The organism is Christiangramia lutea (assembly GCF_022489035.1).
GTDB lineage: Bacteria > Bacteroidota > Bacteroidia > Flavobacteriales > Flavobacteriaceae > Christiangramia > Christiangramia lutea.
Genome location: NZ_JAKVTV010000003.1, coordinates 510,830 through 527,864, shown reverse-complemented (window position 1 = coordinate 527,864; position 17,035 = coordinate 510,830). Strand labels below are relative to the sequence as shown.

General features: G+C 39.4%; 11 protein-coding genes. 6 read left to right on the top strand and 5 right to left on the bottom strand.

Annotated features, from left to right (window positions below):
- Positions 1-53: 53 nt before the first annotated feature.
- The 4 genes from ML462_RS11695 to ML462_RS11680 all read left to right on the top strand — a co-directional run bounded on the left by ML462_RS11695 (position 54) and on the right by ML462_RS11680 (position 7,286).
- Positions 54-1,928 carry a M61 family metallopeptidase gene (locus tag ML462_RS11695; protein WP_240714002.1) on the top strand — a complete coding sequence of 625 codons (1,875 nt, stop codon included), beginning with the start codon at positions 54-56 and terminating at the stop codon, positions 1,926-1,928.
- A 119-nt stretch (positions 1,929-2,047) separates the two neighbouring features.
- Positions 2,048-4,051, top strand: coding sequence for a monovalent cation:proton antiporter family protein (locus ML462_RS11690; RefSeq protein ID WP_240714001.1), 2,004 nt, complete (start codon positions 2,048-2,050; stop codon positions 4,049-4,051).
- 47 nt (positions 4,052-4,098) lie between these two features.
- Positions 4,099-5,769 carry an ABC1 kinase family protein gene (locus ML462_RS11685; protein ID WP_240714000.1) on the top strand — a complete coding sequence of 557 codons (1,671 nt, stop codon included), beginning with the start codon at positions 4,099-4,101 and terminating at the stop codon, positions 5,767-5,769.
- Between the two features lie 29 nt (positions 5,770-5,798).
- Complete coding sequence (locus ML462_RS11680; protein WP_240713999.1) at positions 5,799-7,286, top strand: S10 family peptidase; 1,488 nt, start codon at positions 5,799-5,801, stop codon at positions 7,284-7,286.
- Positions 7,287-7,294: 8 nt separating this feature from the next.
- Here the strand turns inward: ML462_RS11680 and thrC are convergent, their stop codons facing one another.
- The 5 genes from thrC to ML462_RS11655 all read right to left on the bottom strand — a co-directional run bounded on the left by thrC (position 7,295) and on the right by ML462_RS11655 (position 14,895).
- Positions 7,295-8,590 carry a threonine synthase gene (thrC, locus tag ML462_RS11675; protein WP_240713998.1) on the bottom strand — a complete coding sequence of 432 codons (1,296 nt, stop codon included), beginning with the start codon at positions 8,588-8,590 and terminating at the stop codon, positions 7,295-7,297.
- On the bottom strand, positions 8,587-9,507 hold the full coding sequence (locus ML462_RS11670) for a homoserine kinase (protein WP_240713997.1): 921 nt from the start codon (positions 9,505-9,507) through the stop codon (positions 8,587-8,589). Before ML462_RS11670 ends, thrC begins: the two co-directional genes overlap by 4 nt.
- 4 nt (positions 9,508-9,511) lie before the next feature.
- Positions 9,512-11,959, bottom strand: coding sequence for a bifunctional aspartate kinase/homoserine dehydrogenase I (thrA, locus tag ML462_RS11665; RefSeq protein WP_240713996.1), 2,448 nt, complete (start codon positions 11,957-11,959; stop codon positions 9,512-9,514).
- Between the two features lie 331 nt (positions 11,960-12,290).
- Positions 12,291-13,754 (bottom strand): MoxR family ATPase, encoded by a 1,464-nt coding sequence (locus ML462_RS11660; protein WP_240713995.1) that lies wholly within the window; start codon positions 13,752-13,754, stop codon positions 12,291-12,293.
- A gap of 10 nt (positions 13,755-13,764) precedes the next feature.
- Positions 13,765-14,895 carry a vWA domain-containing protein gene (locus ML462_RS11655; protein ID WP_240713994.1) on the bottom strand — a complete coding sequence of 377 codons (1,131 nt, stop codon included), beginning with the start codon at positions 14,893-14,895 and terminating at the stop codon, positions 13,765-13,767.
- 166 nt (positions 14,896-15,061) lie between these two features.
- Here ML462_RS11655 and ML462_RS11650 point away from each other — a divergent pair, with 166 nt between their 5' ends.
- On the top strand, positions 15,062-15,883 hold the full coding sequence (locus tag ML462_RS11650; protein ID WP_240713993.1) for a phosphatase PAP2 family protein: 822 nt from the start codon (positions 15,062-15,064) through the stop codon (positions 15,881-15,883).
- Between the two features lie 14 nt (positions 15,884-15,897).
- Positions 15,898-17,010 carry an endonuclease/exonuclease/phosphatase family protein gene (locus ML462_RS11645; protein ID WP_240713992.1) on the top strand — a complete coding sequence of 371 codons (1,113 nt, stop codon included), beginning with the start codon at positions 15,898-15,900 and terminating at the stop codon, positions 17,008-17,010.
- The last annotated feature ends 25 nt before the right edge of the window (positions 17,011-17,035 follow it).

Genomic DNA, 17,035 nt, shown 5'->3' with positions numbered 1-17,035 from the left:
TCTTTTGTAACATTTTCATATTATTGAAGTCTAATATCTGTAAAGAATCGTATATGAAAAAAGTAATATTAGGAGTTGCGGCATCGGCGATGCTTTTTGCCTGTAAAACTCAAAATGTACCCCAGGCTGAACCGGAACAGCCAATCCTGGCGAAAATTAACCTGATAGATGTAGAAAACGATAAGGTTTGGGTCACCGTAGATCCGGATAAATTCACTTCTGAAACCACGACTTTCAATATTCCTAAAACAGTTCCTGGAACCTATTCTGAAGATAACTACGGGAAATTCGCAGAAGGATTTAAAGCCTTGGATTATAAGGGAAATGAAATGGAATTCACTAAGATCGATGACAATAGTTATTCTATCGTCAAAGCTAAAGATCTTGATAAAGTAATGTACCAGGTAAATGATTCCTTCGATTGGGAAAATGAAGGTGGGGTTTATTCCATGGCCGGGACCAACATTTTAAAGGGTGAAAACTTCCTTCTAAACCTTCACGGATTTGTGGGATATTTTGACCAGATGAAGGAAGAAGATTTCCGCCTGGAGATCCTTAGACCTTCAGATTTAATTGCTGGCACTTCTCTAACCCTGGACAAAACCATGCCCGGTGAAGATGATAATACTAAAATAGACATTTATAACCTGGAAAGGTATTTTGAAGTTATAGATAACCCTATCATGTATTCTGCTCCAGATACAACCAGCTTTATGGTTCAGGATATGCAGGTTTTGGTAAGTGTTTATTCTCCGAATAAGAAACATTCTGCCGCCAGTCTTAAACCAGAAATGGAAAAGATGATAAACGCACAGAAAAAGTTCATGGGAGATATAAACAGTACGAATAAATATGCGATCCTAGTATACCTTTCAGATTCTCCTGGAGAAGGCAATGCCGGGAATTTTGGCGCGCTTGAACACCACACTTCTACTGTTGTTGTAATGCCAGAGTCTATGGAAGCCAGTGCACTGGACAAAAGCATGACCGATATCGTATCTCACGAATTCTTCCATATTATTACACCGCTGGGAATTCACTCCAATGAAGTTCACTACTTCGATTATAATGATCCAAAAATGTCTCAGCATCTATGGATGTATGAAGGTGTGACAGAGTATTTTGCGAACCTTTTTCAGGTAAACCAGGGACTTATTAGCAACCAGGAATTCTACAACCGCATGGTTGAAAAGATAAACACTTCAAAAAGATTTGATGATACAGTGCCTTTTACCGTAATGAGCAAAAACATTCTCGAGGACGAATACAAAGACAGTTATTACAATGTATATCAGAAAGGCGCTCTAATCGGAATGGCTCTCGATATTCGTCTTAGAGAGCTAAGCGGTGGAAAAATGGGTATTCTTGACCTAATGAAAAAGTTAAACAATAAGTATGGAAAGGACAAGCCTTTTAATGATGAAGAACTTATCCCTGTTATCGTGGATCTAACGTATCCCGAAATACAGGAATTCTTCGATACCTATGTGAGCGGCCCTACTCCAATTCCTTACAATGAATTTTTTGCTAAGGTAGGACTGGAAGAAAAGGAAATTATGAATGAAGTTGGATTCTTCATTAAGGGTCAAAATCCGTATATTACTGCTAATCAACAAACCATGGAGATCATCTTCCGCCCGGATGTTGAACTGAATACTTTTCTGAAAGATTTCGGCATTAAGGGAGGAGACACTCTAAAATCTGTTAATGGAACCGAATATAATATTCAGAATGTTTATGATCTTATAATGGCGAGCCAGAACTGGAAGGAAGGTGATGATATTTCTATGACTGTAACAAGAGATGGTGAAGAATTGACTCTTGAAGGTAAGATAACAACTCCAAAAGCTATGGAAACGACTTACGCCGAGATGCAAAATGCTGATAGCGATAAGATCGAACTTCGCAATGCCTGGTTAAAGGGCTAAACAAGAATTGATTATTAAATTTTTAAAGCGGCAGGAAAACCTGCCGCTTTTTTTGTCTTCTTTAATAAATAAGCTCACTTAACTTGTTATCTTTAAAATCAGTAAAAACCAACCAAAATATGGAAATTCCTATCCTGCAGGATATAGTCATTATTCTTGGATTATCTATAATCATAATCCTGGCATTCAATCGGCTAAAAATACCGGCAATTCTTGGTTTTCTAATCGCCGGAATCATCGCTGGCCCACATGCTTTTAACCTGATAAGTTCCCAGCATGAAGTAGAATTACTCTCTGAAATTGGGATCATTTTCCTCCTGTTTGTAATTGGAATTGAACTTTCCCTGAAAGGGCTGGCTTCTATAAAAAGGATCATATTTTTAGGAGGTGGACTGCAGGTTGGAGGTACGATACTCATTACCACGGCAATCTCATACTTTATTGGTTTACCTTTAAATACCTCGATATTTTTAGGTTTTCTTTTCAGCCTTAGTAGTACGGCCATTGTATTGAAATTATTGCAGGAACGAGGAGAGATCTCTACCCCTCACGGTAAAATTGGGCTCGGGATCCTGATCTTTCAGGATATCGTGGTTGTTCCCATGATGCTATTCACACCTTTGCTGGCCGGTAAAACTCCAAATATACTTTCTACAATTGCTATAATGGCCATAAAGATTTTACTGGTACTGGTTTTGGTTTATATTCTTGCGCGATATGTTGCACCAAAAATCTTTGGATGGGTAGTGAAAACAAAAAACCAGGAACTATTCATACTTACCATTGTAGTATTTTGTTTTGGCGTGGCCTGGTTAACCTCAACTGTTGGACTATCCCTGGCGTTAGGGGCATTCTTCGCCGGCCTTATCATTTCCGAATCAGATTACAGTCATCAGGCTACAGCGAATGTTCTTCCCTTCAGGGAAATATTCATCAGTTTTTTCTTTATATCTGTAGGAACACTTTTAAACCTGGATTTTTTCTTTGCCAATCTTCTTAATATTTTCCTGCTGGTTATCGGGGTGATATTATTAAAAATGTTGGTGGTTGCCTTAACAGTCTTAATTCTCAGGTTTCCCGCAAGAACAGTTTTCCTGGCTTTATTCAGCCTTTTCCAGGTTGGTGAATTCTCCCTGTTACTCTCAGGGGTTGGAAAAGAAAGTGGAATAATACCAGACAATATTTATCAATATTTCCTCGCAATCTCGATTATTACCATGGGAATCACCCCATTTTTAATCTCCTCTGCACCCAGGATCACCTATTCCTTGCTCAAGGCACCAATACCAACTGCCGTGAGAAAAAGACTGGAAAACATTAAGAAAAGTTCTCAGGCAGAAGAAGAGTTTTCTGAGGAAAATCTACATGATCACCTTGTACTTATAGGATATGGTGTTAATGGTTCTAATATAGCCAAAGCTGCCAGAAAAGCTGAAATCCCGTATGTGATTATTGATACCAACCCCGAAAGTTTCGAGAAGGCCAAAAGAGACAAAGAACCGGTGATTTTCGGTGACGCTACCCAGAGTACTATATTGAAGCATGCCCATGTGCAGGAGGCAAGGGTGATCGTGATCGCGATCTCAGACGCTGAAGCCACCCGGAAGATGCTTACCAGTATACGTCAGTTTACCCAAACAGCAACCATTATCGTTCGTACTAAATATGTGAAGGAAATTGAAGATGCGATAAGACTGGGAGCAGACGAAGTTGTTCCGGAAGAATTCGAAACCTCCATCGAGATCTTTACCAGGGTCTTAAAGAAATACCTGGTTCCTTTTGATGAGATTCAGGAATTCATTAACCAGATACGTTCCTCAGATTATGAGATGCTAACTTCTATGAAAAAGAGTCCGCACTCCCCTGCCCTTCAACATTTGAACATTCCCAATCGCGAGATCGTGACTCTCAAGGTTCAGCGGGATAACAGCCAGATCGTAGGTAAGACCATACAGGAATCGGGAATAGGTAAAAATTACCGGGTAACCGTTCTGGCAATTCACCGGGAGCGTAAATACCTCACTGAAATTTCTCCGGATACGGTTATTCAGCAGGGCGATCTTTTGTACCTGTTCGGGCATCCCAATAATATAAACCATTTAAACAACCTGCTTTCATTTTAATATCCCATAATTTTTTAAATTGGAAGCCCTAACCATTTCTGTGATTAATGAGCACTACGCCAGATAAAATCAAAAGATATTATAAGTTCATTCGTTTTATGCTGAAATACTGGAACAGTGATCTGTTTCGCAAAACCAGTTCTGCTGTAAAGGATGATGCCCTGGATGAGGATGATAATGAGCACCAGTTTCAGCAAACTCCTGAAGAGCTAGTAGAAGATTTGAAGGCTATGGGGCCTACTTATATAAAACTAGGTCAGTTACTTTCAACCCGGCCAGACCTTCTTCCAGATGAATATTTGAAAGCATTATCCAACCTTCAGGATAATGTCTCTCCCGTTCCAATTGAAGAAATTAAAGATGTAATTGAGGAGCAACTGGGCATAAGGATTTCAAAGGCTTTTAAAAGTTTTGATGAGACTCCCCTCGCCAGCGCATCTATTGGTCAGGTTCACCGGGCAGAATTACATTCTGGCAAACCGGTCGCGGTAAAAGTTCAGAGGCCAGGGATCGTAAAAAAATTCATGAGCGATCTGGAAACCCTGGATGAATTAACGGCCATGGCTGTAAAACACCTGGAATTTGCCCAAACGTATGCTATAGACGAGGTTTTCGCAGAATTAAGAAGGATTCTAATCAATGAGCTCGATTATAAAAAAGAAGCCCAGAACCTAAAGACACTAAAAACGAATCTTAAACTTTTTGAGCATTTAATTATTCCTTCACCAGTAGATGATTACAGCGCTACCAAAGTACTCACCATGGAATTTGTTGGTGGAAAGAAAATCACCTCCCTTTCTCCCTTACGCCAGATTGAAAATGATTTTTCTGAACTGGTGGAAGAGCTTGTGGAAGCCTATCTTCAGCAAATTATCAACGACGGGTTTGCTCATGCCGACCCTCACCCGGGGAATATCAAGTTTACCGAAAATAATCAGATTGCGCTTTTTGATTTGGGAATGGTTGCCAGGTTTACCCCGCAACTTCAGGAGAACCTCATTGAATTATTACTGGCAATTAGCCGTAGTAATGGAGAAAAGACTGCCCATGTACTCTTGAAAATGAGCGAACTGAATGAGAATTCCCAACGAAAGGAATTTTCGAAAACAGTAAGCGATGTGATCATGGAAAGTGAGAACAGCCTGGCCAGGGATATGCAAACAGGCCGTATTCTTATTCAGTTGAACAGGTTGGCCATTAACACCAACATAAAATTACCTGTAGAGATAAACATTCTTGGAAAGATACTTTTAAATCTGGACCAGATCGTAGCCATGCTAGATCCCGAATTCGATCTCAGGGCGGCCATTCAACGGAATGTTCACGAGATAATGCGTAAAAAAATGCTTAGTGAACTGAAACCCGAGAATTTCTTCGGAACCCTAATTGAATCAAAGCATTTTCTGGAAAAGATGCCGGAAAGAATGAATCGCATTTCAGAAAACCTGGCTAACAACGAATTTAAACTGAAGATAGATGCGATTGACGAGAAACGAGTCACCGATGGGTTTCAGAAAGTGGCTAACCGCATTACCCTGGGACTTATAATTGCCGCTATGATCGTTGGTGCCTCCATGCTCATGCAGGTACCATCAGATTTTACTATTTTCGGCTATCCCGGCCTGGCCATGATATTTTTTCTCCTTGCCGCGGCTGGAGCGATCGTACTGAGCTACGTGATAATTTTCAGAGACGAAAACTTAAATAACAAAGACTAATCTTTAAACCTTAGAAACTCAATATCAGAATGAAGAAGTTTTCATTTTTAATTTTTTTCGGATTAATTCCTTTATTAACAGGATTTGCCCAAAAGGTAGAAATTCCAATGGATACGATGGTCACCACGCAGCACTCGGTGAATATTAAGGGAAAATCAATTAATTATACCGCGGAAACGGGAACCATGCCTTTATGGAATGAAGATCGCGAACCAATTGCGAGTCTGTTCTATACGTACTATACTCGTGACGGAATCAAAAATAAAGAGAACCGCCCTTTGGTGATCTCATTTAATGGCGGACCCGGCTCAGCATCTGTCTGGATGCATATTGCCTATACCGGGCCCCGTGTTCTGAAGATAGATGATGAAGGTTTCCCTGTTCAGCCATACGGAATTAAGGATAATCCTCACTCAATTCTGGATGTGGCCGATATCGTTTTTGTGAATCCGGTGAACACAGGTTATTCACGCGCTATTCCAGATGCTGACGGCAAAGTAGATCGTGAAAAGTTCTTTGGGGTTCAGGCCGATATTCAATATCTCGCTGAATGGATCAATACTTTTGTAACCAGAAAAAACAGGTGGCTCTCTCCGAAATATCTTATAGGAGAAAGCTATGGAACTACCCGAGTTTCGGGTCTTGCCCTAGAATTACAAAATAGCCAGTGGATGTATCTTAATGGAGTTATTCTGGTATCACCTACAGAAATTGGGCTGGATAGGGAAGGACCGGTAGAGATTGCAAACAGACTTCCGTATTTCGCTGCCGCTGCCTGGTATCATGATGCATTGCCTTCAGAGTTACAACAAAAAGATCTGGATGAATTGCTTCCAGAAGTGGAAGAATACGCTATTAATGAGCTTCTACCTGCCTTGATAAAAGGAGGCTTTATGGAAGAAGCGAGAAAACAGGAAGTAGCCGAGAAAATGTCATATTATTCCGGCATTGATAAAAAAGTGATACTTCAGAATAATCTTGAAGTACCTTTCAGATATTTCTGGAAAGAATTATTGCGTGATGAAGGTGGTTTCACCGTTGGCCGACTGGATTCAAGATACCGTGGCCTCGATGCTAAAGAAGCTGGGGATAATCCAGATTATAATGTTGAGCTAACTTCGTGGTTACATTCATTCACACCTGCCATAAACTATTATATCAGGGAAGAACTCGATTTTAAGACAGATCTTAAATACAATATGTTCGGCCCGGTTCATCCTTGGGATAGAAGCGGGAATAATACCGGTGAGAATTTAAGACAGGCCATGGCACAAAACAAGAATCTGGATGTTTTGATTCAGTCTGGTTATTTTGATGGTGCTACGACCTACTTTAATGCTAAATATTCCATGTGGCAACTAGACCCAAGCGGAAAAATGAAAGACCGTTTGAGCTTTAAAGGATACCGCAGTGGACATATGATGTATCTTAGAAGTGAAGACCTGGAAAAAGCAAATGATGATCTCAGGAAATTTATAGAAAACACCTTACCAGGAGAAGAAGCCGCCAGATATTAATTGAAATATCAGCTCAGTAAAAATCCCTTCAGGTCTTCATAATTACTGATCTGGAGGGATTTCTTTTTCTTATCCATTAAGCCTTTTATCACTACTGGAATTTGCACTTTCTCCCCTGTTGCTTCTTCCACTGTATCGAGAAATTTTACCGGGTGGGCTGTTTCAAGAAATACTCCATAATATTCCGGATTTTTTTCCAGAAATTTTTGAAGCCCTAAATAGCCAACTGCGCCGTGAGGATCCATTGTATAACCAATTTCAGAATGAACATCCTTTATAGCCTTTTTGGTCATTTCATCATTAAAACTATATGCGGAAAGTACATTCTTTACAGATGAATATTCATTTTCAAACAATTCCAGGATCCTAACGAAATTACTTGGGTCTCCAACATCCATAGCATTGGAAATAGTGGCTATACTGGGTTTAGGTTGATAATTTTCTGTTTGGATATAGTTGGTAACTGTATCATTCGCATTGTTGGCTGCTATAAAATGATCTATAGGCAAACCCATTTCCTTTGCCAGAAGACCGGCACATATATTCCCGAAATTACCGCTGGGAACAGAAAAGGCTAGTTTCATCTCCCTCTCCATCAGTTGACGATAGGCCAGAAAATAATAGAATATTTGAGGTAGCCACCTCGCTACATTGATTGAATTCGCAGAAGTAAGTTTTCGTTTTTCTGTAATATCGCTATCCAGGAACGCCTGTTTTACCATTCTCTGGCAATCATCGAAAACACCATCAACTTCTAGAGCAGTGATGTTTTTCCCCAATGTAGTTAGTTGTTTTTCCTGGATCTCACTTACCTTGCCTTTAGGATAGAGAATTACTACATCAATTCCATCTAGGCCCAGGAATCCATTTGCCACCGCTCCCCCCGTATCACCAGAAGTAGCCACCAAAACCGTGACCTTCCCTAAGCTACCTTTTTGTATGAAATAGCCCAGACTTCCGGCCATGAACCTTGCTCCCACATCTTTAAAAGCCAGTGTTGGACCATGGAAAAGTTCGAGGCTACCTGTATTGGCTTTAACAGGTACTACTGGAAAATCAAAATCCAGTGTTTCTTTGATGATATCTAGAAGATCTGCATCAGGGATTTCTTTCCCTACAAATTCTTTAATGGCTTCAAAAGCGATTTCAACCTTATCATACTCACTGAGTTCTTTAAAAAAGCCATCTGGAAGTTTTACAATTCTTTCCGGAAAATACAGCCCTTTATCGGGTGCAAGGCCTCTGATCACTGCATTTTCAAAATTGCTGTGATGTTCTTTATTATTCAGGCTGAAATATTTCATAAGACTTTAACTCCTTTTTCATTTATAGATGATAGATGTAATTCAAAAGCAATATTCTTATCAGAATAAAACCTTTGTATCTCTTCTTTTACAAGTTCAGCATTCGCATCGCCTTTGCATAAAGCATAAACCGAAGGTCCCGATCCAGAAATGCCAAAACCTAATGCTCCTTTCTCAGAAACAAGTTCTCTAAGTTCCTGGAAATAGGGAATTAAAATTGACCTTACTGGCTCTACTATCTCATCCTTCAGACTTCGGCCCAATAGTCCATAATCCTCAGTGTATAAGGCACTCACTAAGGCACCAAGATTTCCCCACTGGCTGATAGCTTTCTGCAGACTTACATTTTGCCTGATAATAGACCTTGAATCTTTGGTTTTAATTTCAATTAGCGGATGTAATACTACCATCCTTAATTCTGAAGGTACCGGTAAACTCAAAACTTCAAGCGGACAGTAACTTCTAACCAGGCTGAAACCTCCAAGAATTGCCGGAGCAACATTATCTGCATGCGCATTTCCACTGGCCAGCAATTCTCCCTGCATGGCGAACGAAATTAAGTCCAATTTGTCAAAAGGCTCGCCCAGCAGTTTATTTACAGCAAATACAGCACCTGCAGAACTGGCCGCGCTGCTTCCTATTCCACTACCCGGTTTTATTTTTTTGATTATTTCGATATCAAATCCCTGGTTTGAACCCAATTTCTGCAAAAGGGCATTTACTGCCACACCCGCTACATTCTTATCGGCTTCCAAAGGCAGATCCTGACCTGTAATCCTGGTGATCCTAATCTGATCCAGATCGTTTCTCCTCACCAACATTTCATCGCCCACAGAATCGAGACAACATCCCAGAACATCAAATCCGCAGGATAAGTTGGCTACGGTTGCCGGCGCAAAAACCTTTAATTCTTCCATAATTTCATTTCTTTCCTATCCTTATGATATCTGCAAATATTCCTGAAGCAGTTACATCGGCACCAGCCCCGGCTCCTTTTACGATCAATGGCTGTTCCGGATATCGGTCTGTAAAGAACAACACGATATTGTCACTACCGCTAAGATTAGCGAAAGGATGCTGCTCACCTACTTTTTGCAGCCCAACTTTAGCCTTTCCGTTCTCTAGCTGGGCGACATATTTCAATTCTGAATCACTAGAAGCAGCATCTTCATACATCTTTTTAAACTCTGATTCACCTTTTTCCAGCAATTCAAAAAATTTCTCATTGGTTTCTGAATTCAAACTCTCCTCAGAAAGGAAATTATCTCTTTCAATATCCTCCAGCTCAAGTTCCAGTCCGCTTTCCCTTGCCAGAATAAGAATTTTTCTTGCCACATCCACTCCGCTTAAGTCAATCTTAGGGTCTGGCTCTGTATACCCTTCTTTCATTGCTGTTTCCACCACTTTATAAAATGGTGATGAAGCATCGTAATTATTGAATACAAAATTCAAACTGCCTGAAAGTACCGCCTGGATCTTCCTTATCTGGTCACCAGATGCAATTAGATTCTGAAGTGTATCAATTATTGGCAAACCGGCCCCAACATTTGTTTCATATAAAAATGACGCTCCGTATTCCCGGGCGAGGTTCTGAAGATTTGCATAGTTTTCATAAGCATCTGCACAGGCGATCTTGTTACAGGTGACCACCGAGATCGAATTTGCCAGATACTCCTTATACCAGTTTGAGATTTCTGAACTTGCCGTATTATCTACGAAAATACTGTTGCGCAGGTTAAACTCTTTTACCCTTTTGAAAAACTCTTTTTTATCTGCTGTTTCGCCTTCAATTAGTGCTTTCTCCCAGTTTTCTAGATCAATTCCATCCTCATCAAAATACATTTTTCTTGAATTAGAAACTGCAAGCACCCTTACTTTCAGCCTTAATTTTTCAAGTAAATAGTTTTCCTGTTTCTTAAGCTGGTCAAGCAATTTGCTTCCAACATTACCAACTCCGGTAATAAAAAGATTTAATTCTTTAGAAGGCACCTCGAAAAATTGCTCGTGAAGCGTATTAAGAGCTTTTGTTACATCTTTTTTGGCTATAACTGCAGATATATTCCTTTCAGAAGAACCCTGCGCAATAGCTCTAATATTGATGTTATTATTCCCAAGAGCACTAAACATTTTTCCACTTAAACCATGGTGGCTTTTCATTCTATCCCCAACCAGTGCGACAATCGATACATTCTCTTCAATCTCTACAGGTTTGATCTTTTTAAATGCGATCTCTGCTTCAAAGGCTTCATCAAGAGCTTCTTTGGCTTTTTCGGCTTCATCTGCCTTCACCGCAATACAAATACTATGTTCAGAAGAAGCCTGGGTGATAAGGACCACATTTATATGTTCCTGAAAAAGGATCTCGAAAAATCGTTTAGAGAAACCAGGAATTCCAACCATGCCACTCCCCTCGATATTGAGCAGTTTTATCGCATCTATATGAGTAATTCCGGTAACCCATCGGAAATTCTTCTTACTCGACTTTGATATCACCGTTCCCGGATGATCAGGTTCAAAGGTATTTCTAATATGGATCTCGATATTTTTATCCAGGAGAGGTTGCAATGTTGGCGGATAAAGGACCTTTGCTCCAAAATGTGAAAGTTCCATGGCCTCTTCGTATGAAATATTTTTCAAGGAGTAAGCTTGAGGTACCAGGTTAGGATTGGCCGTGAACATACCATTTACATCGGTATAAATAAGAACCTTGTCCAGGTCCAGGGCTCCTGCGATAATAGCCGCCGTAAAGTCTGATCCCCCACGACCCAAAGTACTTGGAACACCATGATCATTCTTCGCAACAAAGCCCGGAACGATATAGAAATCTGCTTTATTTTCAGAAAAAAATTCTGTTATATTCCTGTTAGTCGCTTGATAATTCACCAATACCTTTTCATTATTGTTTTTGCAGACTATAAGCTCACGAGTATCGGTGAACAGACTGTCCAGTCCCAGGCTCTTAAAGTATTCAGCGATAATTAATGAACTTAAGATCTCACCAAAGCCGGAGACAACATGCCTGGTTTTATCTGAAAGCTCATTGAGCAAATAAACGCCTTCATAAAGAGTTTCCAACCTGTTGAACTGATTTTTAACCTGACTTAGAATTCCGCTTTGGGCAGTAACCGGTATAAGTTCACGAACCGCTTCAAGATGTCTTTTTTCATTTTTCTCAAGAATTTCTTTGTAGGATAGATCCTCTCTTGCAGCGAGTTCAGCCATAAGTAAAAGATCATTGGTTACACCGCCAAAGGCCGAAAAAACAGAAATTACTGCATCTTTTTTTAAATGTTCCTGTATAGTTTTAGCGACTAGTTTAACGCGTTCAGGAGTGGCTAAAGATGAACCACCAAATTTCAGGATGTACATAGCTGAAATTATTTAATTATTAAAAAGTAAATATGATATACTGGTACGGACGGAAATTATATAGCAAGGACCCCTAAAGGGGTAATACCGGTAATCGTGATAGTAAGAGTGAGCATTCGGAAAGAGATTTTCCCAGCTGTCATATTAATATTTTGTAGAAGTTCCTTCACGATTTTACTCCGATAAGTTTTTTAAAGGTATTCAATTTAATTTACTGGCAAAATTTTTTATCTCTCTCTCTTTAAAAATTATCATTTTAATATTTTATCAAATAAAAAAGCCTGAATCATCAATGAATCAGGCTTTTAATTAAAAATTTACAAATCAGAATTTATAGACCGCTTATATAACTACCATAAAGGTCTTTAAACCTAAGTCCTTTCGAAAATCTCTGTTTACTCAACTTTTTGTGCTCTACCAAGGCCCAAAGCAAAAATTCCTTAACAAAATATCGATCTTCTGGTTTCAGATCTGGCTGATATTTTTCAATCAATTTATTAAGTGGTTCTATTGAATCAAGTTTATCCTTGTATTCGGCTTCAGGAAGATCATCTGGAAGCTCAAATCCGGAGCCTTCAAAAAACCACTCTACCAGATCATCAAATGGTGTTTTTTCATCTGGTTTCTGTAACTTCTCGATTTTCGGAAAATAATTAGGGAAAAGTGTTTTCACTGCATTTCCAATCAACTGAAGGGCAACAAAGGCTGCTCCTTCCTGTTCGCCTTCATAAACAAGTTCTACCTTTCCGGTTATCGAAGGGATCACCCCTAGAAAATCTCCAAATCTCAGCAAGGTCTCCACTTCTCCATTTTTAATGGCCCTTCTTTCAGCTGTACTCAACAGGTTTTCAAAAGCGGTAATGCTCATTCTGGCACTAACTCCACTCTTATGATCTATGAATTCACTATCTCTTGCCTCAAAACTAATTTGCTCGAGAAGATCTTTTGCAATCTCTGGAACATGAACTAACTCTTTCTGTCTTTGGTCTAACTGTGCCTCCTGTGAGGTTATAATTTTGGCAACCTCAATGTTTTCAGGATAATGGGTTAGAATTTGTGAACCGATACGATCTTTTAATGGAGTAACTATACTTCCTCGATTTGTATAATCTTCAGGATTCGCCGTGAAAACAAACTGCATATCTAAAGGCAGCCTTAACTTGAATCCTCTAATTTGAATATCACCTTCCTGTAAAATATTGAAAAGTGCTACCTGTATCCTTGCCTGCAGGTCTGGTAATTCATTGATCACAAAAATACTTCTGTTTGCACGAGGGATCATCCCAAAATGTATCACGCGATCATCTGCATAACTTAAACGTAAGTTTGCAGCCTTTATAGGATCTACATCTCCAATAAGGTCGGCTACGGTTACATCTGGGGTAGCTAGCTTTTCAAAAAAACGCTCGTCTCGATGGATCCATGAGACAGGGGTTTCATCACCCTTTTCATTAATAAGGTCTTTAGCGAACCTGCTTATGGGTCTTAAAGGATCATCATTAATTTCTGAACCTTCAATGGCTGGAATCCATTCATCCAACAAGTTGACCATAAGCCTGGCAAGCCTGGTCTTCGCTTGCCCCCGAAGACCGAGTAAATTAATATTGTGTCGAGAAAGTATTGCTCGTTCCAATTCTGGAATTACGGTGTATTCATAGCCATGAATTCCTTCAAAAGCCTTTTCCCCATTGCGAATCTTATGCTTCAGGTTATCCCGAAGTTCATCCTTGATACCTTTCGACTGATAACCTGCTTTTTTAAGTTCTCCTAGGGTTTTAATGTTGTCTTTATTCATATTCTTTTTCTTAGCCTCTAATTCTTTTCTTACGATTTATTTCATAGTCTTCAAAGATCATTTCCCCAAGTCCTTTTAAACCTGTATAAAACGCCTTTCCCTGATTTGCCTTCGTAAATTCCTGTACAAACCTCGTTAAATAGGGATCCTGTGCGATCATGAAGGTAGTAATTGGGATACGTAGTTTTCTGGCCTGCCTGGCCATATTGTAACATTTATCTACAATATAAGGATCGAGTCCCATGCTATTTTTATAGTAACTCCCATCTCTTTCCCTTACACAGCTGGGTTTCCCATCTGTAATCATGAAAATCTGTTTATTTGTATTTCTTTTTCTGCGCAAAAGATCCATGGCAAGTTCCAAACCGGCTACAGTATTCGTATGATAAGGCCCTACTTTTAAATAAGGTAATTCTGAAATTGAAATAGGCCAGGCGTCATTTCCGAAAACTAGAATATCGAGCGTGTCTTTTGGATATCTCGTTGTTATCAATTCTGAAAGAGCCATGGCAACTTTCTTTGCAGGAGTGATTCTGTCTTCCCCGTAAAGTATCATACTATGGCTAATATCGATCATTAGCACAGTACTCATTTGAGATTTATAGTGTGTCTCCTCTACCACAAGATCAGCTTCAGACATCGAAAACTCACCTATTCCGTGATTTATCTGGGCATTTTTCAAACTTTCAGTTACTGAAATTCTGCTCAAACTATCTCCAAACTGGTAAGCTCTGAAATCTCCAGTGTGCTCGTCACCACGACCAATTTGTTTCGTGCGGTGATTTCCTGCTGAGCCTTTTTTGAGCTTTCCGAATATTTGTTCGAGCGCCTGCTGCCTGATAGCTCTTTCTGTCTTGGCAGTAATCACCATTCCACCGCCTCCATCCTGGTCTATTTCCTCACGTATATAACCTTTTTTCTTAAGATCTTCAATGAAATCATCCAACGTATAATCATCGTTGGTAAGCTTATACTCCTCATCGAGCTGTTTCATCCAGTCCAGAGCCTCCTCCAGATCTCCGGAGGTATGAGTGATCAATTCCTTAAAGATTTCAAACAATTTATCGAACGGTGAAACTTCCGGCGCATCATATTTATTGAAAATGAAACCTCTAATTGCCTTTTCTTCCTTCCTCTTCATAAATCTAAAATTAAACCTTTTTGTACAGAATATGAAAACTACTCCAATCAACACTATCTAAACTTTTGTTAATTGAATCGTTTCAACAGAACCCTCACATTGTTATTCTTTTCTTAATTACTTCGAAGTTTTCGCAGGATATTAGAGATTTGAAAAAAAACATACAATGAGAAAATTAGCCCCCCTACTCCTACTATTAATACTATTTTCTGGCCTTCAGGCACAGGAAACTTCATCGCCATACAAAACTGATTTCTGGAAAGATGGATCCTGGATTGCCGGTTCTACAGCATTAAACGTTCTTGGAGTAATTACTATCCAAAATAAAGCTGATCTAACCGATAATGAATTAGCAGATCTTAATGGTGATGATATTTGGAAAATAAACCGAGGAGCAGTTGGCAATTATTCGGTAAGTGCGGATGAACTGAGTTATGTTCCATTTTATGCTTCTTTTGCTTCACCTCTCCTTTTCTTACTCGGGGAAGATGAAAGACAAAATTTCGGCCAGATTTCGGTAATGTTCGTTGAAACAATGGCTACCACCGGAGCTCTTTTTACCATAACTGCCGGAACCGTTCAAAAAAGTCGGCCATTAGTTTACAACGAAAATCTGTCAGATGAAGAAAGGAAAGATTCTGATGCTCAAAGATCGTTTTTTGCCGGTCATACAGCCGCCACAGCTGCTGCTAGTTTCTTTACGGCCAAAGTATTTCATGATTTTAATCCAGATTCGCCTGCAGTTCCATTTGTTTGGGCTGGTGCGGTAGCTGTACCTGCCTATGTAGGTTATTTAAGAACCAAGGCCGGAAAACATTTTTTAACCGATAATTTGATCGGTTTTGGAATTGGAGCGGCGTGTGGTATATTAGTTCCTGAGATCCACAAAATTGGAAATAACAGGATCGATATTTACCCTACTGCGCAAGCAAATATTATGGGAACCAGTATAGATTCTAAAGGATTAGGCTTAAATTATAGTTTTTAAAACCCTACCAAAATATGAGCATAGGAGAAAGTATTGTCCTCTTTTTTACAATTCTAATGTGCATTCCCAGTATTGCCTCGATAACTAAATTTGATATTTGGTGGATAAGAGGATTTGATTTTCCGAGGATCCAAATAAGCTTCCTGATCATTTGTGTGATGGTAGCTTCCTATTTTGTATTTAGTTTTTCTGAACCCTGGCATTTTATTGGTATTGGAGCTCTTTTCTTAAGTCTTATTTATCAATTCACTAAGATATACCCCTATACTTATATTTCTCCAAAACAGGTTCAAAGGTTCAAAGGTTCCGATCCAGATGCTAGTATATCTATCCTGGTAAGTAACGTGCTAACACCAAATAAAAGAAGTGATAAACTCATCGCTTTGGTGAATGAAAGAGAACCCGATGTGCTTCTAACTTTAGAATCTGATAAACGTTGGGAAAACGAGCTATCTGAAATTGAGGATGAATACAAATACAATGTAAAAATCCCAAAAGATAACTTGTATGGCATGCATCTATATTCCAGGCTTGAACTAGAAGATATAAAGGTAAGAAACCTGGTTCAGGAAGATATCCCATCGATCCATGGAAAAGTTGTTCTAAGAAATGGCAAAAGGATAAAAATACATTGCCTCCATCCTATGCCACCTAGCCCAACAGAAAGTGAAACTTCTACCAACAGGGACGCAGAACTATTAATGCTAGGAAGAGATATTGATGTTGAAAAGGATTCTATTCTTGTTATCGGAGACCTGAATGACGTGGCATGGTCCAGAACCACGAGATTATTTCAGAAACTTAGCGGCCTAATGGACCCCAGAATAGGAAGAGGTTTTTTCAATACATTTCACGCTGGCTATTTTTTACTCAGGTGGCCATTGGACCATGTATTTCATACCAAGGATTTCACGCTTATTGAGATTGCCAGAGAAAAGAGTATCGGTTCAGACCATTTCCCTATGTATATAAATCTGAATTACGAGCCAACAGCTACGGTAATCAATGAGGATACGGACAAACCTGCTAGAGAAGAAGAAGAATGGGCAGAAGAAAAAATCCAGAATGCCAATCCGCTCATGAAAAGGATCGAGTATAATTTTCCAGATAATAGGTTATTTAATTGAGGTTTAAAAATCTCTTTATTCGAAT

Bases quoted from the DNA above. Each gene is read 5' to 3' on its own strand.
- ML462_RS11690 (WP_240714001.1), top strand. From the start codon at position 2,048: ATGGAAATTCCTATCCTGCAGGATATAGTCATTATTCTTGGATTATCT.
- ML462_RS11695 (WP_240714002.1), top strand. From the start codon at position 54: ATGAAAAAAGTAATATTAGGAGTTGCGGCATCGGCGATGCTTTTTGCC.
- ML462_RS11685 (WP_240714000.1), top strand. From the start codon at position 4,099: ATGAGCACTACGCCAGATAAAATCAAAAGATATTATAAGTTCATTCGT.
- ML462_RS11645 (WP_240713992.1), top strand. From the start codon at position 15,898: ATGAGCATAGGAGAAAGTATTGTCCTCTTTTTTACAATTCTAATGTGC.
- thrC (WP_240713998.1), bottom strand. From the start codon at position 8,590: ATGAAATATTTCAGCCTGAATAATAAAGAACATCACAGCAATTTTGAA.
- ML462_RS11655 (WP_240713994.1), bottom strand. From the start codon at position 14,895: ATGAAGAGGAAGGAAGAAAAGGCAATTAGAGGTTTCATTTTCAATAAA.
- ML462_RS11680 (WP_240713999.1), top strand. From the start codon at position 5,799: ATGAAGAAGTTTTCATTTTTAATTTTTTTCGGATTAATTCCTTTATTA.
- thrA (WP_240713996.1), bottom strand. From the start codon at position 11,959: ATGTACATCCTGAAATTTGGTGGTTCATCTTTAGCCACTCCTGAACGC.
- ML462_RS11660 (WP_240713995.1), bottom strand. From the start codon at position 13,754: ATGAATAAAGACAACATTAAAACCCTAGGAGAACTTAAAAAAGCAGGT.
- ML462_RS11650 (WP_240713993.1), top strand. From the start codon at position 15,062: ATGAGAAAATTAGCCCCCCTACTCCTACTATTAATACTATTTTCTGGC.
- ML462_RS11670 (WP_240713997.1), bottom strand. From the start codon at position 9,507: ATGGAAGAATTAAAGGTTTTTGCGCCGGCAACCGTAGCCAACTTATCC.